The 21,256-nt window shown below is 60.4% G+C and carries 17 protein-coding genes; 7 read left to right on the top strand and 10 right to left on the bottom strand.

Annotation, left to right across the window (positions count from 1 at the left end; translation table 11 throughout):
- The first annotated feature begins 21 nt into the window (after window positions 1-21).
- Both glnT and purU read left to right on the top strand, forming a co-directional pair.
- The gene (gene glnT, locus CMI59_RS15695) at window positions 22-1,329 is read left to right on the top strand and encodes a type III glutamate--ammonia ligase (RefSeq protein ID WP_293329171.1); all 1,308 of its coding nucleotides are present in this window, start codon (window positions 22-24) and stop codon (window positions 1,327-1,329) included.
- Between the two features lie 108 nt (window positions 1,330-1,437).
- Window positions 1,438-2,301 carry a formyltetrahydrofolate deformylase gene (purU, locus tag CMI59_RS15690; RefSeq protein ID WP_293329170.1) on the top strand — a complete coding sequence of 288 codons (864 nt, stop codon included), beginning with the start codon at window positions 1,438-1,440 and terminating at the stop codon, window positions 2,299-2,301.
- Between the two features lie 162 nt (window positions 2,302-2,463).
- On the opposite strand, the gene CMI59_RS15685 is transcribed toward purU, so the two are convergent.
- The gene (locus tag CMI59_RS15685; protein ID WP_293329169.1) at window positions 2,464-3,120 is read right to left on the bottom strand and encodes a class II aldolase/adducin family protein; all 657 of its coding nucleotides are present in this window, start codon (window positions 3,118-3,120) and stop codon (window positions 2,464-2,466) included.
- On the bottom strand, window positions 3,110-4,114 hold the full coding sequence (locus CMI59_RS15680; RefSeq protein ID WP_293329168.1) for a carbohydrate kinase family protein: 1,005 nt from the start codon (window positions 4,112-4,114) through the stop codon (window positions 3,110-3,112). Before CMI59_RS15680 ends, CMI59_RS15685 begins: the two co-directional genes overlap by 11 nt.
- A 1-nt stretch (window position 4,115) precedes the next feature.
- Between CMI59_RS15680 and CMI59_RS15675 the strand changes: the two genes are divergently transcribed.
- From CMI59_RS15675 to CMI59_RS15660, 4 genes are all read left to right on the top strand, one after another.
- On the top strand, window positions 4,116-5,351 hold the full coding sequence (locus tag CMI59_RS15675; protein ID WP_293329167.1) for an aminotransferase class III-fold pyridoxal phosphate-dependent enzyme: 1,236 nt from the start codon (window positions 4,116-4,118) through the stop codon (window positions 5,349-5,351).
- 21 nt (window positions 5,352-5,372) lie between these two features.
- Window positions 5,373-7,352: an SDR family NAD(P)-dependent oxidoreductase gene (locus tag CMI59_RS15670; protein WP_293329166.1), complete on the top strand. Its 1,980-nt coding sequence runs from the start codon at window positions 5,373-5,375 to the stop codon at window positions 7,350-7,352.
- Window positions 7,353-7,361: 9 nt separating this feature from the next.
- Window positions 7,362-8,399, top strand: a complete 1,038-nt coding sequence (locus CMI59_RS15665; RefSeq protein WP_293329165.1) for an NAD-dependent epimerase/dehydratase family protein — start codon at window positions 7,362-7,364, stop codon at window positions 8,397-8,399.
- Window positions 8,400-8,478: 79 nt separating this feature from the next.
- Window positions 8,479-9,822 carry a cytochrome P450 gene (locus tag CMI59_RS15660; protein WP_293329164.1) on the top strand — a complete coding sequence of 448 codons (1,344 nt, stop codon included), beginning with the start codon at window positions 8,479-8,481 and terminating at the stop codon, window positions 9,820-9,822.
- Between the two features lie 31 nt (window positions 9,823-9,853).
- Here CMI59_RS15660 and CMI59_RS15655 read toward each other — a convergent pair whose 3' ends face one another.
- From CMI59_RS15655 to CMI59_RS15640, 4 genes are read right to left on the bottom strand one after another with little or no spacing between them, the layout of a single operon-like run.
- Complete coding sequence (locus CMI59_RS15655; RefSeq protein ID WP_293329163.1) at window positions 9,854-11,482, bottom strand: amidohydrolase; 1,629 nt, start codon at window positions 11,480-11,482, stop codon at window positions 9,854-9,856.
- 26 nt (window positions 11,483-11,508) lie between these two features.
- The gene (locus CMI59_RS15650) at window positions 11,509-12,702 is read right to left on the bottom strand and encodes a hypothetical protein (RefSeq protein WP_293329162.1); all 1,194 of its coding nucleotides are present in this window, start codon (window positions 12,700-12,702) and stop codon (window positions 11,509-11,511) included.
- Between the two features lie 6 nt (window positions 12,703-12,708).
- Window positions 12,709-13,782, bottom strand: coding sequence for a DUF2817 domain-containing protein (locus tag CMI59_RS15645; protein WP_293329161.1), 1,074 nt, complete (start codon window positions 13,780-13,782; stop codon window positions 12,709-12,711).
- Between the two features lie 3 nt (window positions 13,783-13,785).
- The gene (locus CMI59_RS15640) at window positions 13,786-14,970 is read right to left on the bottom strand and encodes an enolase C-terminal domain-like protein (RefSeq protein WP_293329160.1); all 1,185 of its coding nucleotides are present in this window, start codon (window positions 14,968-14,970) and stop codon (window positions 13,786-13,788) included.
- Between CMI59_RS15640 and CMI59_RS15635 the strand changes: the two genes are divergently transcribed.
- Window positions 14,969-15,907 carry a MurR/RpiR family transcriptional regulator gene (locus tag CMI59_RS15635; RefSeq protein WP_293329159.1) on the top strand — a complete coding sequence of 313 codons (939 nt, stop codon included), beginning with the start codon at window positions 14,969-14,971 and terminating at the stop codon, window positions 15,905-15,907. The genes CMI59_RS15640 and CMI59_RS15635 overlap by 2 nt on opposite strands.
- 115 nt (window positions 15,908-16,022) lie before the next feature.
- Here CMI59_RS15635 and CMI59_RS15630 read toward each other — a convergent pair whose 3' ends face one another.
- Genes CMI59_RS15630 through CMI59_RS16950 form a run of 4 tightly spaced genes read right to left on the bottom strand, consistent with a single transcriptional unit; the run spans window position 16,023 to window position 21,242 of the window.
- Window positions 16,023-18,488: an FAD-dependent oxidoreductase gene (locus CMI59_RS15630; RefSeq protein ID WP_293329158.1), complete on the bottom strand. Its 2,466-nt coding sequence runs from the start codon at window positions 18,486-18,488 to the stop codon at window positions 16,023-16,025.
- 15 nt (window positions 18,489-18,503) lie between these two features.
- Window positions 18,504-19,427 carry a GTP-binding protein gene (locus CMI59_RS15625; protein WP_293329157.1) on the bottom strand — a complete coding sequence of 308 codons (924 nt, stop codon included), beginning with the start codon at window positions 19,425-19,427 and terminating at the stop codon, window positions 18,504-18,506.
- The gene (locus tag CMI59_RS15620) at window positions 19,427-21,067 is read right to left on the bottom strand and encodes an amidohydrolase (RefSeq protein ID WP_293329156.1); all 1,641 of its coding nucleotides are present in this window, start codon (window positions 21,065-21,067) and stop codon (window positions 19,427-19,429) included. The genes CMI59_RS15625 and CMI59_RS15620 overlap by 1 nt, the downstream gene beginning before the upstream one ends.
- A gap of 16 nt (window positions 21,068-21,083) precedes the next feature.
- On the bottom strand, window positions 21,084-21,242 hold the full coding sequence (locus tag CMI59_RS16950; RefSeq protein ID WP_363102545.1) for a cupin domain-containing protein: 159 nt from the start codon (window positions 21,240-21,242) through the stop codon (window positions 21,084-21,086).
- Window positions 21,243-21,256 lie beyond the last annotated feature (14 nt).

Raw genomic sequence — 21,256 nt, 5'->3', positions numbered from 1 at the left:
GAACAAACCGGAGAGGAAGATATGACCGCCGATCTCAAGAGCTTTGCCGACGAAAACGGCATCAGATATTTCATGATCAGCTACACCGACCTTTTCGGCGGGCAGCGGGCAAAGCTCGTGCCGGCCGCGGCGATTGCTGACATGCAGGCCGACGGTGCAGGCTTTGCCGGTTTCGCAAGCTGGCTCGATCTGTCTCCCGCCCACCCCGACCTCTTCGCCATACCGGACGCCTCTTCGGTGATCCAGCTTCCCTGGAAAAAGGATGTCGCCTGGGTGGCTGCCGATTGCGTGATGGATGGCATGCCGCTCGACCAGGCGCCGCGCAATGTGTTGAAGAAGCTCATCGCCGAGGCTGAAGGGCAGGGCAAATATGTGAAGACCGGCGTCGAGGCGGAGTTCTTCCTCATCACGCCGGAAGGCGATGCGATTTCCGACATCCGCGATACGGCGGAAAAGCCCTGCTACGACCAGCAGGCGGTCATGCGGCGCTACGACATCATCGCCGAGATTTGCGACTACATGCTGGAACTCGGCTGGGAGCCCTATCAGAACGACCATGAGGATGCGAACGGCCAGTTCGAGATGAACTGGAAGTATGACGATGCGCTCAAGACGGCGGACAAGCACTCCTTCTTCAAATTCATGGTGAAGTCGGTCGCCGAAAAACATGGGCTGCGCGCGACCTTCATGCCCAAGCCCTTCAAGGAGCTGACGGGCAATGGCTGCCATTGCCATGTCTCTGTCTGGAATGCCGACGGCACGCAAAATGTGTTCGCCGACGACAAGGCGGAGTTCGGTCTTTCGTCCGAGGGGCTGCGCTTTCTGGGCGGCATCATGAAACATGCGCCCGCGCTCGCCGCGATTACCAATCCGACGGTGAATTCCTACAAGCGCATCAATGCGCCGCGGACGTTGTCCGGTGCGACCTGGTCGCCCAACACCGTCACATGGACCGGTAACAACCGTACCCACATGGTGCGTGTGCCCGATCCGGGCCGCTTCGAGCTGCGCCTCGCCGACGGTGCCGCGAACCCCTATCTGCTGCAGGCGGTGGTCATCGCGGCGGGTCTCGACGGGCTGAAGACGAATGCCGACCCGGGCCCGCGCTACGACATCGATATGTATGAGGAAGGTCACCTGGTGACCGATGCGCCCAAACTGCCGCTCAACCTTCAGGATGCGCTCCGGGCATTCGAGGCCGATGAGGGGCTGAAGGGGGCGATGGGCTCTTCCTTCTCTTCGGCCTTCCTGAAACTCAAGAGGCAGGAGTGGCACTCCTATGTTTCCCACTTCACTGAGTGGGAACGGGAAAACACGCTCGATATCTGATACGCACACGACTATATGCAGAAGCGGCGGGTGTCGCCGCCGGCAGGCGCTTGGAAGCGCAAGCCGGGCGATGCGTCACGTCCATTTTTCGATTAGAGACCCTCACCCATGGCTGAAGACATTTCCGAATTCGTCCTGACCCTGTCCTGCGCCGACCGGCCGGGCATTGTGGCCGCTGTCACGACCGAGCTGGCCGCCATTGGCGCCAATATTTCCGAAAGCAATCAGTTCTGGGACCGGGGCAGCAACAAGTTCTTCATGCGCATTGCCGTTCAGGCGCCCGGTACCGTCCAGCGGGACGATATTGAGCGCGTGCTGAAGCCGGCTGTCGACCGTTTCGAGATCATGATGGGCGTTGCGGACGCGCAGCGGAAACCGAAGATCGTCATCATGGTCTCGAAATTCGATCACGCCATGCTGCACATCCTCTATCAGATCCGGGTGAACTGGCTGAACGCGGAAGTGGTGGCCATTGTCTCCAACCATGAAGACGCCAGGCGTACCGCCGAGCTGGAAAACATTCCCTTTCATCATTTGCCCGTTACGAAGGACAACAAGGCGGAGCAGGAAGCGAAGATCGTGGGACTGGTGAAGGAAACCGGCGCCGACCTCGTCGTGCTTGCCCGCTACATGCAGATCCTGTCCGACAAGCTATCCACGCGGCTCTATGGAAAGGTGATCAATATCCACCATTCCTTCCTGCCCTCGTTCAAAGGCGCGAAGCCTTACCATCAGGCTCATGAGCGGGGTGTGAAGATCATTGGCGCGACGGCGCATTACGTCACGCCCGATCTCGATGAGGGACCGATCATCGAACAGGAAACCGAACGCGTGACGCATGTGATGACGCCGGACGATCTGGTCGCCACCGGGCGCGACATCGAATCCCGTGTGCTGGCCCGTGCCGTGAAGCTTCACCTTGAAAATCGCGTCATGCTGAACGGGCGCAAGACGGTTGTGTTTGCTGCATAGAACGCGGAGCAATCTCCGGCTTGGAGACCGGTTCGCGACGGAACTCGGTTACGCCTGCATCGAAATGCTGCTGGAGTCGGACGAATGCGAGCGAGAGCTGGCACTTGTTCAGACGGCCAGGGCGGTAGACGAGGCCCTATTTGGATAGGCGATCCGGCGGCGTCAGACTTCTTTCTTCGGCTTTTGTCCGTATGAAAGAAATGCGCTGAAAACGTCGTTCATCTGTTCGTTGGAAAGCAGCACAGGCCCGCCTATGGCAAGCGTCCCATAGTAGAAGGAGGCCTGCACCTCGACTTCACTAGCAATCATGAGAGCCTCGGCAGGGGTCCGGCCCAGTGCGATCTGTCCGTGATTGGCCATGAGGCAGGCGCGTCGTCCTTCCAGTGTGGAGATGACGACAGACGCCAGTTCTTCCGACCCGAACAGAGCATAGGGGGCAACGCGAATATCCGGGCCGCCGCTGACGGCTGTCATATAGTGAAGCGGCGGGATGGGCTTGTTGGCGCAGGCCAGCGTGGTTGCATATTGCGAATGGCAATGGACGACCGCATTGATGTCGGGGCGCCCGGCCAGGAGGCCGACATGCATGCGCCATTCGCTGGTTGGTCGGAAATCTCCCTCATATGCGCCCGACCGGTCTATCTCCACGATGGAGTCCGGTGTGAGTTGCGCGGCAGGGATGCCTGAGGGCGTGACCAGAAACTTGTCTCCCCATCGGGCGGACGCATTGCCGGCTGTGCCGTGGTTGAGGCCGGACGCCTCCATTTGCTGCATCACGGCAACCAATGCGTTGCGCAACTCGTCGGATCTAGCGTTCATTGGAGCGGTCTCTTTTTTTGAGGGCACCGAGCGTTCCCGCGCCTTGTGCAACCTGGGCGGCCGTTTCCGTGGCGGCGATCATCGCTTCGCGGAAGGAAAGACCGCGCGAGAGGCCGTCTATGAAACCGGCGCAATATGAATCGCCACAGCTTGTTGTATCGACCGGTGTAATTTTCTTTGCCGGGACTTCCACGATCTCGTTTTCGTAAAATCCGATACTGCCTTTATCGCCGCGTTTGATGATACAGGCACGTGCGCCCATGCCGACAAAGGTTTTGAGGGCATCCTCCGGAGACGTTTCCCCCAGCAGGACATGGACTTCCGCTTCGCTTGGCATGAAGCAATCGATATTGCGCAGCAATGGCCGCAAGACATCCAGTGTTTCCGGTTGGGGCGCAATGATGTCGCAGCTTGTAAAGGTACCGCTTGCGCGAATATCCGCAATGGCAGCAATAGCTTCGGCCGTTGAAAGGTTGGGGAAGCCGACGCCGCCAAAGTGAAAGAAGCGGGACTGTTTTGCTGCCTCGACGGCTTGGGTGGACAGCGAGGTGAGAATGCTTGCGCCGAGCATGTGAAAGACGGGGCGTTCGCCATCGGAGCGGATGGTAAGCACGCTGGTGGATGTCGGCAACTCGTCGAGCCGCTCTATATGCGTGCAATCCACGCCCGTCTTCTCCAGAAGGCTCAGCGTAATATCGCCATTCACATCTTTGCCAACGGCGGAAATAACGGCGGCCTCGAGGCCGAGCGTTGCCGCGACCATGGCCGTACCGGAAGCGGTGCCCGCCGGTGCGAGCGCAATTTCCTCGACCAGCGTCGGTTGCTGTGCGTCCGGCAGGGCGTCCACAGGACGAACGAGAATGTCCAGCGTGGTCAGACCTGCGCAGATCAGGTCGGTCATGGTCGTCTTTCTCCTCTCTCTAAAAAAGCCTCTTGCAACGAAGCTGGCGACACAATAATAGTAAATACTATATTTTTGCAACCGGAGAAGCATGATGAGCGGGAAGGTCGATCGGGAACTGAGAGCGCGGGCGAGCAGGGTTATTCCGGGCGGTATGTACGGGCATCAATCCGTCGGTCTGCTGCCGCCGCATGCGCCGCAGTTCTTCGAGCGTGCGGAAGGCGCCTATCTCTGGGATGTCGATGGAAACCGCTATATCGATTTCATGTGCGGCTATGGACCCAATCTCTTCGGGTATTGCAACGAGCAGGTGGATGCCGCCTATCGGAAGCAGATGTCGCAGATTGACGTGGCAACGGGGCCGACGCCGCGCATGGTGGAACTGGCCGAAGCCTTCGTGGCGATGGTCACGCATGCCGACTGGGCAATGTTCTGCAAGAACGGCACGGACGCTTCCAGCATGGCGTTGCTGACGGCGAGGGCCTATCGGGGGCGCAAGAAGGTTCTGATGGCGAGCGGGGCCTATCATGGCGCGGCGCCCTGGTGCACGCCCATCCCCGCCGGGACGGTGGAAGATGACCGCGCTCACTTCATTTATTATCAGTACAATGACGTAAAAAGCCTGGAGGATGCGGTGGCGCAGGCTGGCGACGATCTGGCCGCCATCTTTGCCTCGCCCTTCAAGCACGATGTCTTTGTCGATCAGGAGCTGCCGGATGCGGCCTATGCGCGCAGAGCGCGCGAGCTCTGCGACGAAAAGGATGCGCTACTGATTGTCGACGACATCCGTGCCGGTTTCCGTATCGAGCGCAATTGCAGCTGGAATCATTTGGGTGTGCAGCCCGACCTTTCGACATGGGGAAAGGCAATCGCGAATGGCCATCCGATATCCGCGCTGCTGGGAAACGAGCGCGCGAAGGAAGCGGCATCTCATATCTATGTGACGGGTTCGTTCTGGTTCGCGGGCGCAGCCATGGCGGCTTCCCTGGAAACGCTTCGTCTCATTCGCGAAACCGACTATCTGGAACGGACGATTGCGCTGGGCGACAGGTTGAGAGCGGGGCTCGCCTCCATCGCGAATACTTGCGATCTCGATCTCAGTCAGACGGGGCCGTCCCAAATGCCGCTCGTCATGATTACGAATGAGGAGGGGAATTGCGATTTCGATCGCAGCACCGCCTTTGTCGACGGCATGCTTGCCGGTGGCGTCTATTTCCATCCTTTCCACAACATGTTCGTCGGCGCCGCCATGACGGAGGCGGATATCGACCGGACGCTGGAAGTTGCCGAGACGGTGATGAAAAAACTTCCCGATCCGGTCGCGGCTTGATCGTCGCAAGAGGTCGCGATCATGAACAGCAACCGTCAATCCGGGATATCGGCAGGTGAGACTGCCGCCGCATTGGCGATCGGCTCGCTGGCGCTTCTTGTCCTTGGCTTGCAGCCGATCCTTTTGGGCGGACTGGCCGGGGCGGGACGGATCACCATGTCCGGTGTCGGGCTGGTGGCTATGGGCGAAATCGTCGCGGTCGGCATTGGCGTGGCTTTGAGTGACGCCGTCCTGCCCGTTTCGCAATACAAGCTGGTGGCATTCTTGGCGGCAATCGGCGTTGCGGCACTGGATGTCCTGACGGTGCATGTTGAGGGGAATGGCGTGTTGGTTGCCCTGCGCGGCGGTGCGGGGGTGCTGGAGGGCGCCTTGATCTGGGTCGCGACTTGTACGGTCGTCCGGACGGCGAAACCCGACAGGATCGCAGCCATCTTCGTCGTTGCGCAGACAGTGGCGCAAGCCGCCGTTGCCGCTCTTCTCGCCAGTCTCGTCGTTCCGAAGATGGGATGGTCCGGCGGATTCGTCACATTGGCAGTTCTTCTGGCGGTCGCGGCGCTGCTCTCCTTTGTCCTCCCGTCGGGGTTTGTGCCGATTGCACATACCGAAGGCAAAAAGCTGAAATGGTCTATGAGCAGGCGGATTGTGCTTGTCGTCGCATTTCTGCAAATGGCCGCCCTCGGGGCGCTGTGGGCCTATCTGGAGCCACTGGGAAACGAAGCAGGCTTTGGTCAGAACCAGGTCCAGTCCTTGGTCTCGATACTCCTTCTGGTTCAGGTCTCGGGCGGAATTCTGGCCACTCTCCTCGTGCGGCGGCTAAACGTCGTATTTGCGCTTTGCATGGGGGCTCTCACCCTCGTGGCCGCAACCGGCGGAATATATGTTCTCCCCCATGGGGAGCGTGCCGGCTTCGCGATGTTGTGCGCGGTGTTCGGCTTTACCTGGCTGTTTCTCAACCCGTTCCAGTTCGCCCTGGCTTTCAGGGCGGACGGTCTTGGCCGCGTCGCTGTGCTGATGCCGGCGGCTCAGCTTCTTGGCCTTGCCTTCGGGCCTCTTGCGGCATCCTTCGTTGTGATCGGCGACGAAGCTCGACCGGTCGCGTTGGTCAGTTTTGTCTTTGCGCTCGTGTCGGCCGTACTGGTCTGGGCGGGACGAAGATATTGGGAGCAGGCGGATCCGATGGCCCATGAACGCTATACGGGCAAGACGGTTCTGATTGCCGGGGCCTCTTCGGGCATGGGGCGCGCTCTCGCCTTGCGGCTGGCCGAAGAAGGTGCGCATCTGGTTGTCACTGCACGCCGAAAAGAGCGCCTCGAAGAACTGTCACGGGAAGTGGCGGAGAGGGGCGGTCACTGTCTGGCGCTGGCGGCGGATGCCGGAGATCCGGATAATGCGGCAGGTGTCGTGGCCGCGGCGGTCGAGAGGTTCGGTCGGATCGATCTGGCGGTCCTGAATATCGGCGGCGCGCCAGCGCTTGATATGAGGACGATGGGCGCGCGCGACGTAACGGCATATATGCGATCGAACTACGACACGATTGTAAACTACCTGTTTCCCGTGATCGATCAGATGTCGGCGCAGCGGGGAGGGGTGATCGCACACACAAATTCGCTCGCCGGTTTCCTCGGGGTGCCGCTCCAGGGGCCCTATTCGGCAGCCAAAGGAGCGCTAAGGCTGCTTTTCGATACTTGCCGAGTGGAGTTTGGGGATCGGGGAATACATTTTGTCTCCATTTATCCCGGGTTCATCGCAACGGAAGCGACGGCAAACGACGGTATGCCGGCGCCGCGGGAAATTTCCGAAGACCGGGCCGTCGAGCATTTGCTGACGGCGATCCGGCAACGGCGTTGGGATTATGCATTTCCTGTCTCGACGAGCCTACTTGTGAAACTCGCCGGACTTTTGCCGAAGTCCATGACGGCGAGGATTCTGAAAAGCGATTATCGAACCCAACATGAGAACCTGCTTTCGATGAAGGCGGCGGGAACGCTCAAGGCGAGGTAGGAGAGGGTTATGAAAAAGGCTTTGGTTACCGGCGGGAGCGGTTATGTCGCGGGGCATCTCGTCGAGCTGCTGCTGAAAGAAGGCTACAGGGTCAATACGACGGTCCGCAGCCTTGCCAAGCGTGAAAAGCTCTCCGGCCTTGCCGCATTGATGGAGCGATACCCCGGACAGCTCGAACTTTTCGAAGCCGACCTTTTGAAATCGGGGTCCTTCAAAGAGGCAATGCAGGATTGCGACACGGTCTTCCACGTGGCCTCGCCATTCCTGCTTCCCGAGCAGATCAAGGATGGCCAGCGTGAACTCGTCGAGCCTGCGCTTCAAGGAACGAGGAACGTTCTTGGCACCGTCGATGAATGTGAAAGCGTTTCGCGTGTCGTGCTCACCTCGACCGTCGGCGCGATATTCGGCGACTACATCGACGTGCCCACCTTGCAGGGCAATATCCTGCAGGAGCGCTTTTTCAATACGACGAGTACGGTGGAAAATAACCCCTATCACTATTCCAAAGTGGTGGCCGAAAAGGAGGCCTGGGCAATCTGCGACCGTCAGAAGCGCTGGACCATGGTTGTCATCAATCCCGGTCTGATCCTCGGGCCCGCGCTGACGCCGTCCTCCGATTCTGGCAGTCTCTTTTTGCTCGATGAATTGCTCAGAGGGTCCTTCTTTTACGGCGCAGCAGATTTCGCCTTCACCTATGTCGATGTACGTGACGTCGCACTCGCGCATCTGCGTGCCGCGTTGAACGAGAAAGCGAGCGGTCGTTATATCCTCGCCGAGAAGGACATGATCTCCCTCTTCGATATGGCGAAGATGATCAGGCCATATCATCGCAAGCCCTATCTGCTGCCGCGTTATCAGCTACCGCATTGGGTGATCCGCCTCGTCGGTCCGTTTTTCGGTCTGACCCAGGAATATATCCGCCATCATCTCGGCATTCGCTTCACCGTCGATAATCATCGCAGCATTGAAGAGCTTGGAATCGTCTATCGACCCGCGGAAGAAACGCTGGCCGATCACTACCGGTCCTGGCAGGCGTGGCGTGATTGATGAAGCAGGGGCCGCGATGGAGCGTCGCCCCGGGTGAGTTCCCCGTTCGAGTTTTGCACGGTTTAACATGAGGTTTTCAATGTCCCGCACCGATGAACCGGATTCTGCCAGGCGCAACGCAGGGCCCGCCGAGGGGAGTATTCTTGAAATTGCCGACCTGCCCCTGGTAGAGACCTATGGCTCTTTCAGTGGACGCGACAGCTTCCGCGATACATGCCGCAAACTGTTCGCCCTGCCTGACGTCCCGTTCTTGCGAACCCCTGACGGCCAGCTCGTCGTGTTCCGCAATGAGCATCTGCGGACACTCTCGACCCTGCCCGCCGCCGGCAACATGTCACCGGACGCGCTCTCCGCAGGATCCTTCGAAGCCTTGCGCGATGAAGCTGCTGCGCCTGCCGGAACGGGCGGCGCCCTCGTCCGGATCCTTGCCAATCAGGTATTTTTTACCAATGCACCGCTGCATGATCCCGCTCGGCGCATACTGACCAAACAACTGAGTCCCAAAGCGGTTGCGGCGTTGGAGCCACTGGCCGAGACAATCATCGCAGAGCTGCTGGCCGAGATTACCGATGTCGGCGAGGTCGACTTTCAACGGCATTTTGGCGATGAGCTGACATGCCGGTTTTGGGCCGCCCTGATTGGGATGACGGCAGAGGAGAAAGGCGCGCTTGTCGAATTCGTTCGCGATATGAGCGGAATGTTCAATATCGATCCGACCGAACATGATGTCCATGTCTTCGATATGGCGGCCGACGGCTATGGGAAAACAGTTGTCCAGGCTGTTCGACGCGCCGTCGCTTCCGGCGGCTTTCCGCTTGTCGATGCCATCGCGGAAGATATCAAGGGACTTGAGTTCAGTGACGATCCTGCCATAGCCGGTATCGTGCCCAGGGATGCGGGCGACTATCTGGCGGCCAATCTCGTCGATGCCTTCCACACGGCGGCTCTTGGCGCATCGAATGTGGTCTACACCATGCTCCGCCATCCCTGTGTCCTCGACCGACTTCGCGCAGATCGCTCTCTGCTGCCGGCTGCGACCTTCGAAGGCTTTCGTCTTGAGCCGCCGGTGCTGCATCTGCACCGATATGCGCTCGAGGAAATCGTTTTCGAGGGCGTGCGGATTCCGAAGGGGACCACGATCATGATGTGTTGGGGGGCAGGCAATCTCGACCCCAAAGCATTCCCTGAGCCGGAGCAGTTCAGCCTCGATCGGCCCATGCGAGGCCATTCCACATTCGGCGCGGGCGTACAGATTTGCCCTGGCCGGATTCTCGCCTTCATGCTGGCAGAGAAGACACTCGACGCACTGGTCAGTCAGGACCTTTCACTCAATTTTAAGGAAGGCGATTGCGATTGGTACGAGAAATGGGCCATGGCGCAGCTCAAGCAGATGCCAATCGAGATTCAGCGCATGCACCAATAAGTCGCGGGCTACCTAAGGCGCGGTGGCCTGGCTAAGATTCGTAAGTTGTCTCTCCGCCGCGGACGGTTCTGACGATACAGATCTTCCCGATATCTTCGGGTAGGACGCGATGCGGGTTTTTGTCGAGCATTACAAAATCGGCTCGCTTGCCCGCTTCGAGCGTTCCCTTCTCCGCCTCTTCAAACTGGATGAAAGCCGCATTGCGCGTATACATGGCGATTGCCTGATCTACGCTCAATTTCTGCCCGGTTGAGAAACCATCTCGTGTAACGCAGCATTCGATGGCGGCGAGAACGCTGGTGCTCTCGATGGGAGCGTCGGACGAACCGGCAACAGGAATGCCGGCGTCGAAGAACGAGCGGAACGGGTAGGTCATCGGCACCCGGTCCGGCCCGAGGCGTTGCGGCAGCCAGCCGGCTTCGGAGCGTATGAAAAGAGGCTGGCAGCTCAGTGCGATACCGAGTTTTGCCATGCGTTCAATGTCGCCTGACGTGACGACGGAGGCATGCTCGATACGGTGTCGATGGTCCTTGCACGGATATTCTTCGAGCAGTTTCTCATAGAGATCGAGGCATGTCGTAACCGCCTTGTCGCCGATGGCGTGTATGCATATTTGAAGGCCCAGGCCATGCGCTTCGACCATCCGCCGGTAGAGTTCGTCCGGTCCGAGCGTCAGGTACCCGGTCTGTTCGGGGTGATCGAAGAAACCATGATGCATGCAGGCGGTGCATGAGCCGAGCGTGCCGTCCGAAAAAATCTTGAAGGCGCGATATTTGAGATCGGCAAAGGCGTCGGAAGCCTTGTCGGGGCCACTCGGGAAGGTGTCGGCAGGGGTCGTGCCGATGAAAATATTGTAGATGGAAAGCGGCAGGTCGGGCGCGAGCTCGGCCATCAGCGCGCTTTCGCGCTGGCCGCTTGCCCCACTGGGCCCCTCCGAGTCCGTTTGCAGGATCGCACCGATGGAGGTGATCCCATGGGCGGGTAGCTTGCGAATGGCGTGAAGCGTAGCCGTCTTGAGTTGGGCTTCTCCCGGCGGCTTGAAGTGCATCATGACGAGGCCTGTCGCCGCCTCGCGACATATTCCCGTCGGCCTGCCTTTCTCATCGACTTCGATTGTTCCGCCATTGATGTCTTTCGGCGCCTCCGCCAGATCCGCCACGTGTAAAGCGGCGGAGTTGGCGATCAGGCTATGTCCGTCTCTGCAGAAGATGACGAGAGGATTGTCGGGGCAGACCTGGTCGAGCATATGTCGATCCGGCAACCCGGTTCCTGAAAAACGCTGCTCGTCGAGCTGCAGGCCCAGAAGCCAGTCACCGGCTTCGAGTGCGGTTGCCTTGCCGGCGATGAGGGAGGTGACGTCGTCGATTGAAGAGGCGTCGCTCAAATCCGCATTCACCTCGAAAATGGAGAGCAGGATGGGATGGAGATGCGTGTCGATGAAGCCCGGCAGGACGCAGTTTCCCCGGCCGTCCACCTCACGGGCGGAAAGGCCCGCCTCGTTCAGCCAGTGCCTGGCACCCGCTTCGCCGCCGACAAAGTGAATGATACCGTGCTGATAGACCATGGCCTTGGCGACGGTCCGGTCGTCATCCATGGACAGGATTTCGACATTGAACAACAAGGTCGCCTCACTTGTATTGCCGGTGTCCGGTTGCGGCATCTGAAGCCTCTCCTTATCGGTTGATTTCACGCGTGTTTCGCATCCGCTGACCAGGGAGCTATTTCCTCGACGCCCACAAGGCCTGCCGGTTCGATACCGTTGAAGCGGGTTGCCGTGGCGTTGCTGTAGGCCCCCATCATCCCGAATTCGATGAAGTCGCCGGTGCGGATGGCAGACGGCAGACAGACGGGCTGCCGCAGCCGGTCCAGGCTGTCGCAGGTCGCGCCCCACACCTGAAACGCCTCACGGGGCTCGTCTTCGGGAAACGCGGCGCCGTCGGCGGAATAGGCGCGAGCAGGCGGTTGAAAATCGACAAAGGCGGCTTCCATGAGAGAGCCGTATATCCCGTCATTGATGTAGAGGCGGGAATCGTCCTTGCGCCGGAGATTGATCCGGGTCAGCAGGCTCGTGCTTTCGGCAACCAGTGCGCGGCCGGGCTCGCAGACGAGCGGGCAGGCAAGATCCGAGGCCGCTTGGGAAATGGCCTTGAAGTAGCAATGCAGCGAAGGTCCGCTGCCCCCCGGATAGGCGCAAGGGAAGCCCCCGCCGATATTCAGGTGAGAAAGCGCAGCCTCTCCTTGCGGGAAAGCCCTTCCGGCAATGTCGCGCGCCGTCTCGATCGACAGCGCATAGCTTTCCGGACGCCGGTTCTGGGAGCCGGGATGGAAGGTGAGGCCCGTTCGGTATCCCCGATGCGCGGCTAACTGCAGAAGCGCAGCGGCCTCTTGCGGCGGGATGCCGAATTTCTCGTCGAAATTGTAATTGCCCGTCCCCGCCGCGTTCTTGCTTCGAAAGCGGATCGTCAGCGTGATGACGCTGCGCAGGCCCGACTCCATGCTGTCGACTGTGATGTCGATCTTTTCCAGTTCCTCGGGGCTGTCGATTACGAAGCTGCGGATGCCGGCGGCATGAATGGCATAGGCGATATCGTCCGGCGTTTTCACCGGATGATTGAAGTGAAGCGTGGCCGACGGACAGTGATGCCGGATCAGGTCGATTTCCTGGCGCGATGCCACGTCGAATGTCCGGATACCTGCATCGACGATAGCCTGCACCACCCGGGGATGGGGGTTGGACTTTACCGCCCAGCTCGTCTCTCCCGGAAAATGCGCTCTGAACAGACGAACCCGTTCCGTGATGCGACGAGGCGAAAGACAGAGCAGGGGAGTACGCGGGGCTGCGTCCCGGATCAGGGCCGGCAGGGATGAATAGCAGGGCATGACGTGTCAGCCGGCATTTTCGGCCGCGACGACAACATTCCTGGCGCGTTGATAGGACTTCTCGCGGAGAGCGGTGTCGCTCAGATAGAAGGCGTCGAGCATGAGCTGCTTGATCCGCGCACCCCGTTCGCTGTCGACGTCCCCGTGGTGATGCAGCCAGTTATCGGCGGCGATGGCATGCAGGACGTCGACCGGTTCCTTCGTGCCGTATTCCAGCACGACGGCGAGAATATCCCGGTCGGCGAACATCTCTTCCAGATGCGGCCCGAGCACGCCCGTGGTGAGCGTATCGTCCGTCTCCGCGGGCGGGGAGACGAAAATATCCTGCCACATGGCGCGGGCCCGCTTGATGCGCGTCTGTTCGTCCTTGCCATAGGTCATCAGAATGCCTTGGCCGGGAGACCCGAGACCGGTATGAAGATCGATCTGGGTCGCGCGGCGTTTGTTCGCCATGACCTGCGTCCAGACATCTTCCATCATGCGCCGCGACCAGCATGGCCCCTGGCCGCCATACTGGATGCAGGAGGGGTGTTCATACTGGCCACCACTGACCGACTTGAAGAGGGCGCCCAGTCCCATCCGCTCTATCGCCAGAGCGGCCTCCGCTTTCAGCTTCTCTTCATACCCCTCGTCCCACTCCGCAGGATTGAGGAGCGCGCGAAATGCTTCATATCCTTCGTTTTCGGGGAGCGGCGCATCGAAGTCGATAAAGTTCCGGTTGAGGTCGATATTGTCTTCATTGACGCGTCGGTGCCAGGCAAAGCCGTAAGGATTGACCGCATGCACCATCACGGCATGACGGTCCGAGCGGTCCGGCGCAATCACGTTCTCAGCAAGCAGGCGGCTCTGGATCTCCGAGCCGAGATATCCCTCGATACCGTGAGTGCCCGAGGAGATCATCAGGAGGTTTTCGCTGTCCGGATTGCCCGTGTGAATGACATCCGTGTAAAGATCGATGCCCTGGGGCCCCTTCAGCGGATGAAGCAGGCTATGCGCTTCCCATCCCGCCTTGTCTGCATTGGACAGAAAGAGATCACGAGCTGACTGGTATCGCTCGGCCATCAGGGTGGTGTTGATCATGGCTTAGTTCCTCGTCTTCTCGATGACGACTGTGGGCCGCACGGCATAGTGTTCGACCGCGTCGAGATCGAGCTCCACGCCCCAGCCTGTTCCCTCCGGCAGCGTCAGTGTTCCGTTGCTGTAGTCCATAGGCGTTTTGAGAAGGTCGTGCTCCAGCATCACATGACCGAAGAGCTCCATGTCATAGTGAAGCGAGGAGTGGAAGGCGGCGCCGAGATGCGCCTGCCATACCGATCCGAGACCGGCCGGCTGGTTGTGAAGGATCACGCCCAGCCCGTTTTGCTCGGCGAAATGGATTGCGCGAACCGCCGCGCTGAGACCGCCGGGGCGTTCGGCATTGATGCCGACGGCGCCGATGGCGCCCAATGCATGCAACTGATGGATTTCGCTGAGCGAGAAGCAGCCTTCATGCGACATGAGCGGCACATTCACACGCTTCTGAACCCCTGCCATGGCAAGGTAGTTCGACGCGCTTGTGGGCTGCTCCGCAACCTCGATATGGAAGGGCTCGATGGCGTTGATCGCGGCGATCGCGTCCCATGCCGAATAGGCCTGATTGTAATCGACGCGCAGGCGCACGTCGCTGCCAAGCGCGTCGCGCATGGCACTCATGATTTCCACATCGCGTTCGATGCTTTCGCCAAGCTTCACGCAAATGGTGCGGCTCCCTTGCGCGTGCCAGTGTTGCGCGAGCCAAACCATGGTCGACGTGTCGCTGTGGAGAGGGATGAGGGCGGCAAGCGGCAGCTCCCGCTTCTGAACGCCGCCGAGAAGGTTGGCCACGGACTGCCCCGCGAGTTGCGCCTTCAGCTCGAAACAGGCTGAATCGAGCAGACCCTTGGCGATTTCGTTACGCGTGACGTTGTTGTTCAGCCGCGTCATCAGGCGTTCGGTGTCGAAGGGGGATTCTCCGAGCACGAACTGCGCCATGTCGCTTCGAATGGTCTCGATGATCCCGCCGGGAGAGACGCCGGATTCCGGCAGCCAGACAAAGGCCTCCGACATGCCTGTCGCGCCGGATGCGCTGAAGAGGCGGCAGATCACGAAATCTCCCCCGAGCCACGGCTCTTCGGCCGGAATGGCCATGCCAAGGCCGTTGCCGGAGCCTTGCATGACCTCCTGGACTTCCTTTTTGAAAGGAATGGCGACCTCGGTCAGCTCGATACGGACAATCCTGTCTTCATTCATGCGTGCCGGTACCCCTTTGTCGCGTGCTTGTCGGATCCAGGAACCGAACTATAATGATCATTACGAAGTGAGAAAGAATGTAATGAATGTTACAGAAAATATTTTTGACCGCATTGAGCAGCTCTCGGCAAAGCTGACGCCGACCGAGCAGCGGATAGCGCGCCTCGTCAGTAGCTATCCGGAGCTTGTGGCCTTCGGGACGGCGGCGAGTGTGGCTAAGGAGGCTGAAACCTCTGCGCCCAGCATTGTCCGCTTTGCGGATAAACTGGGATATCCCGGCTTCAGCGGGCTGCAGGCCAGCATCCGGCACGAATTGTCGAACCGAATATCGTCCGCATACAAGCGGGCGAGGGATCCGGCGGCGCGTCACGACCTTGCCGCCTGGATCGAAATCGAAATGCTGAACGTGAAGGAAACCCTATCGGCGATCGACGAGCAGGACCTTGAAAGGGCAGTGGACCTTCTCGCGGATACCGACCGGCGGGTGTTCATTCTGTCGAGCGAGCAGTGGGCGGGCCCTGCGACGACCTTCCATGATTTCCTGAGGATCGTGCGCCCGCGCGTTTATAGCCTGGAGGGGTCGCCCTTTCGTGTCTCGACCGAGCTGGGGAGAGCTTCTCCCGATGATGTATTGCTGGCGATGGATGCGCAGCGCAATGAAAGCTGGGTTGTGGATGTGCACGAGATGGTGTGCGGAATGGGGCTCCACACCATCGCGATCACGGATGGCCCGCATAACGTTATCGCCACCCGCAGCGAAACGAACTTTCGCATATCCCAGGCGACCTGCGGTCTTTTCGACAGCAAAACCGGGCTGACGGCTCTGCTCAACTATCTGTTGGACGCCGTCGCAAAGCGCATGGGGAAAAGCGTGGTAACCCGCCTCGCGCACATGGAAGAGATCTGGTCGAAGCAGAACCTGCTGGGATCGGTCTAGGTCGTTCGGAATGCTGTCCTGTATAGGGCGGACTAGGCTTGGCCTTGAGCCTCATCTGCAGCGTATGAGCGTCGGAATGTGGTGCAGAAATTACAGATCCATAGCCCGCTAGGTGCTACAGCCGAGTGCGTTCGCCCTTCGGATCGTATATCGGCTTGAGCGAAGCCTTGGCGGGGACCCGAACGCCGGCAACGTCGATTTCATAGGTTGATGAGAGCAGGTCATCGGCGGTCTCACCGCTGCACGGTACATAGCCCATCCCCATGGCGCCGCCGAGGTGATGCCCATAGGCGCCCGACGTCAAATGCCCGACGACTTCGCCGTCTCGCAATATGGGTTCGTTGTGAAAGAGGAGCGGTTCCGGATCGTTCAGCAGGAACTGCACCAGCCGCCGCTCAAGTCCCGCTTCTCTTTTTCGCAGGACCGCGTCACGACCGATGAAATCGGGCTTTGCCGTTTTGACGGCAAAGCCGAGGCCTGCCTCCAGCACATGGTCCTCGCAGGTGATGTCATGCCCGAAATGGCGAAAGCCCTTTTCGATCCGGCAGCTATCCATCATATGCAATCCGCAAAGCTTGAGATCGTGGTCGGCGCCCGCCTGCCAGATCGTTTCGAAGGCATGAGCGGCCATATCGGCGCCGATATAGAGTTCCCAGCCAAGTTCGCCCACATAGGAAACGCGGTGCGCCCGGGCAAGCCCCATGCCGAGTTCGATCTCCTGCGCGGTCCCGAAAGGGTTTGCCTCATTCGAGAAGTCGTTGGGAGAGACCGCTTGCAGCAGACCGCGCGACCCCGGCCCCATAATGGCAAGCACGCCCTCCGCCGCCGTCGCATCGGTGATGACGACCGAGTAGTCGGCAAGATGCCGTCGCATCCGGTTTTCATCTGCGATCCGCGTCGCCGCGGGCGTGACCACGAGATAGGCGGTTTCCGACAGCCGGTTGATGGTGACATCCGCCTCGATGCCGCCATGCGTGTTGAGGAACTGCGTATAGACGATCTTGCCGACGGGAACGGACATGTCCCCGCCGCAGATATGGTTGAGAAAGGCCTCCGCGTCGCGTCCCTCAACGCGCAGCTTGCCGAAGGACGACATGTCATACATGCCGACGCCCGTGCGGATGGCGCGATGTTCGGCAGCGGCGTTTTGAAACCAGTTTTGCCGCTTCCATGAATAGTCATAACGGCGTGCCTGCCCCGGCACCGCGAACCAGTTGGCGCGCTCCCATCCCGCGAACTCGCCAAAGATCGCGCCTTGAGCGTCAAGCTGGCCGTGAAAGGGTGACCGCCGAATCCCGCGCGCCGTTGCTTTCTGCCGATAGGGATAGTGATCGGCGAAAAGCAGGCCCAGCGTCTCCGTCGAGCGGGCATGGAGATAGGATCGGTTCCCCTGAAAGGGCTCCATCCGTGCGATATCGACGTCGCCGAGGTCGAAAGGCCTTTCACCGTCCTCCATCCATTGGGCAAGCGCCATGCCCGCGCCGCCTGCGGACTGGATGCCGATGGAGTTGAAGCCCGCCGCCACCCAGACATTGTCCATCCCCGGCGCGAGGCCGAGGTGATAGGCGTCGTCCGGCGTAAAACTTTCCGGCCCGTTGAAAAAGGTATGGATGCCCGTGCGGGCAAGCACCGGCACACGGTTCACCGCCTGTTCGAGCACAGGGGCGATATGGTCGAAATCGTCCGGCAGCTGATCGAATTCGAAATCCTCGGGAATGCCGTTCATGCCCCAGGGCTTTGCCTCCGGTTCGAAAGCGCCCATCAGGATTTTGCTCGCGTCTTCCTTGTAATAGGCACATTCGTCTGGCACGCGCAGCACAGGAAGCGCGCCAAGATCGGGAATGGATTCCGTCACGATGTAGAAATGCTCGCAGGCGTGAAGCGGCACATTGACGCCTGCCATCCGACCTATATCGCGCGCCCACATGCCGGCGCAATTGACGATCGCCTCGCAGGCGATATGCCCTTCGTTTCCGTCTTCGTCTTGCCAGTCGACACCCGTGATGCGTCGTCCCTCGGCGGCCATGCCGGTGACCTTGACCTGCTGATGGATGCGCGCGCCCTGCTGTTGCGCACCACGCGCCAGCGCCAGTGCGATATTGCCGGGATCGCCCTGTCCGTCTTTCGGCAGATAAACGCCCGACAGCACCCCGTCGAGATTGAGATGGGGATAGCGCGCGCCGATCTCGGCCGGCGAGATTTCCTCGATTTCCACGCCGAAAGCACGCGCCATGGCGGCGGAGCGCAACAGCTCTTCGCGCCGGTTTTCGGTAAGGGCGACGGTGATCGAGCCGGTGCGTTTGAAGCCGGTGGCAAGCCCCGTCTCCGCCTCCAGCGTGCCGTAGAGTTCCTGCGAATATTTTGCGAGCCGCGTCATGTTTGCCGTCGCGCGCAATTGCGCGATGAGCCCTGCCGCGTGCCAGGTCGTCCCACTGGTCAGTTGCTTGCGCTCCAGCAGCACGACATCGCGCCAGCCGAGCCGGGTGAGGTGATAGGCGACGGAGCATCCCGCGATACCGCCACCGACAATGACGACGCGGGCCCTGTCTTGAACGCGCGCTTTGTCTTGTATGTCGGGCAAGGAAGAAACCTCCGGTTACACACGCTCGGAAGGAACAGTGGATTGGCAGCTTTCAAAGGCGAGGTGATAGCGCGCCAGATCCATGTCGGGCCCCGAAGCGATCAGCACGAGACCGGGGGCGGCCGTCTTGGGCGCGGCGGAAAAACGGAAGCGCCGTCCCACCTGCTGTAGCAGGGTCATCTGCCCGGTCCGCGCATCGACGAAGAACCCCTTTACCCGATGCACAGCGCGCGGCATCTCGCTGAGGAGACGCGACAGCTTTTCCGTGTCGACAGGGTGCTGCGGCACCCAATGCATGGTCCTGAACGCATCATGTGGCTGATCGGGCATAGCAGGCGGGGATGGGCGGCCCGGGCGTGGCCCTAGCAGAAGCGCCAGCTCGACCCGGCCATGAGGGGCATCCGTGACAAGGGCGTCATCGTTCAGTGAGTGAAGCCAGCGTGTCGTGCTTTCCGCGTCGCCCGGCGCGACCAGATCGGATTTCGTCAGGGCAATGATGTCGGCGGCGCGGATCTGGCTTTCGACCAGATGGCCGACGAATTTGTCGGCGGCCCGTTCGCGCACCGTTTCGCAATCCGCGGCGGTAACGATGGCGTCGAGTTCGAAGCCCGGCCAATGTCCGGCATGGCGGGCAATGCGCTGCGGATCGGCCACCCCGCTTGCTTCCAGCAATACATGCTCGGGCGGATGCGGGCTTTTGGCGAGCGCGTCCAGCGCCGTGCCGAGATCGTCTTCGATAGAGCAGCAGACACAGCCATTGGTCAGGCGCACCGTATCGCCGTCACGCGATGCGATCAGCGAGGCATCGATATTGACGGCGCCGAAATCGTTCACCAGCACCGCCATGCGGCGATCCGGGTTTTGGGCGAGCAGGGCATTGATGATGGTCGTCTTCCCCGCCCCCAGATATCCGGTCAGCAAGGTGATGGGAATGCGCATCACCGCTCCCCGAGGGGAAAGGGTTCGCCCTCGAACACGGTGCCCCAGATCGGAATGTCCTTCAGGTCTTCGGGCGCGGTTTCCCACGGGTCGGCTTCGAGCACGGTGAAATCCGCCATCTTGCCCGCCCGGATGGAGCCGATTTCGTCCTCCATGCCCAGCATATAGGCCGCGTCGATGGTGATGGCCCGCATGGCGCTGTCGAGCGAAATGCGTTCTTCCGGCGCGAGCACGGTGCCCGATTCCGACAGCCGGTTGACCGCCACCCAGGCCGAGTTGAGCGGCAGGGCGGGCGCCATGGTGAAGTCGGAATGAAGCGCGGTCGTCACGCCGAGGCTCTCCAGCGTGCCCAGCCGTGCCATTTGCGAGGCGCGTTCATAACCGATGGACTGGCGCCAATAGGCCTCGCCCAGCTCATGCAGGTAATAGACATTGGCCGAAACGATGGCGCCGAGATCCTTGATGCGCCGCGCCTGCTCCGGCGTCGAAGCGCCGAAATGCTCGATGGTGAAGCGGTGGTTGAAGCGCGGCCGCTCGAATTGCAGCTTCTCCAATATGGCGAGCGCAAGTTCGAGCCCCATATCGCCCGTGCAATGCACGTGGATCTGCTTGCCTTCGTTCCAGAAGGCGCGGGCAAGCGCTTCGAGCCTTTCCGGCGCGGTCATCCATTCGCCGTGGTGGCCGTCGATGAAGCCCGGCGGCTGCATCTGCATTAGCTCTGCGAAAAAGCCGCCATCGCTGAAAAGTTTCACGCCATTGCCGAAGCTGAGGCGATGGGTTTTGCGTGACTGGAACCCGTTTACCCGCTCCACGGCCTTGTCCGTTTCGCCGGGACCTGCGCCACGCGGCACCAGTCGCATGCGGAAGGGCACATCGTCCTGCTCGATCGTGTTGGCGAGAATGTCCCACTCCAGCTCGTCATTGATGAGCGGATAGGCAAGTTCGCCGATGGTCGTGTGCCCGCCGAAGTGAATGGCTTTCTTGACGAGCTCGAGCCCCTTGCCGAAACGCTCCGGTGCGAAGAGATAGGGGTTCATGGATTTCGTCGCGACGGCAAGACCCGTTTCGAAAAAGCGCCCGGATGCAAGATCGATCTGCGGATGGCGTTCAAGCTCCGCCCGGTCGAGCTTCATCCAGTCGATGGCGGCGTCATTGGCGATGACTTCGTGGAACGAGCGTTGCCAGACGATGATCGGGCGGGTGGCGGAGATGTCGTTGAGCACTGTGCGGTCGACGATGCCGTGCCAGATCTTGTGATAGCCCCATGTCAGCAACAGCTCGTCGGGATCGGCCATGGATGTTTCGATCTCGCGAAGCCGCGCGACATAGTCTTCATGGCTGGTCACGGGCGGGCTCACCCGGTCGGGCAGATGCCAGGTCATCGCTGTGATGAAATGGCAGGGCAGCAGGATCGCCCCGAGCGAGGGATGCAGATGCGGGTCGATGAAGCCCGGCATCAGCACATGCTTTTCGAAGCGCGTATCGACCTTGTGCGGATAAGCGTCGAGCCAGGGCTTCAGCGTTTCCAGCGATCCCGCCTCCACGATCCGGCCGTCGCGCACCGCGACCGCCGTCGCCTCCGGCATGGACGGGTTCATGGTCCTGATCTTGCGGGCCGTATAGACGGTGATCTCGCTCATGGGGTCCGATCTCTTTTCAATAGGTTGCCGGGCTGATGGCCCAGAGAACCACGGCGTCCGTCGCACCAGGGTTGTGGCACCAGTGCTTGCCGGCCTTTGGGAGTTGAAAACTGTCGCCGGCCTCGAGGCGGAAACTCTTGCCGTCGACGGTGAGGTCCAGCGTACCCGACAACACATAGCCGCCTTCTT

The organism is Parvibaculum sp. (assembly GCF_002684405.1).
Classification (GTDB): Bacteria; Pseudomonadota; Alphaproteobacteria; order Parvibaculales; family Parvibaculaceae; genus Parvibaculum.
Note: the sequence above shows the minus strand (reverse complement) of the source record. Positions and strands in the feature narration are given on the sequence as shown.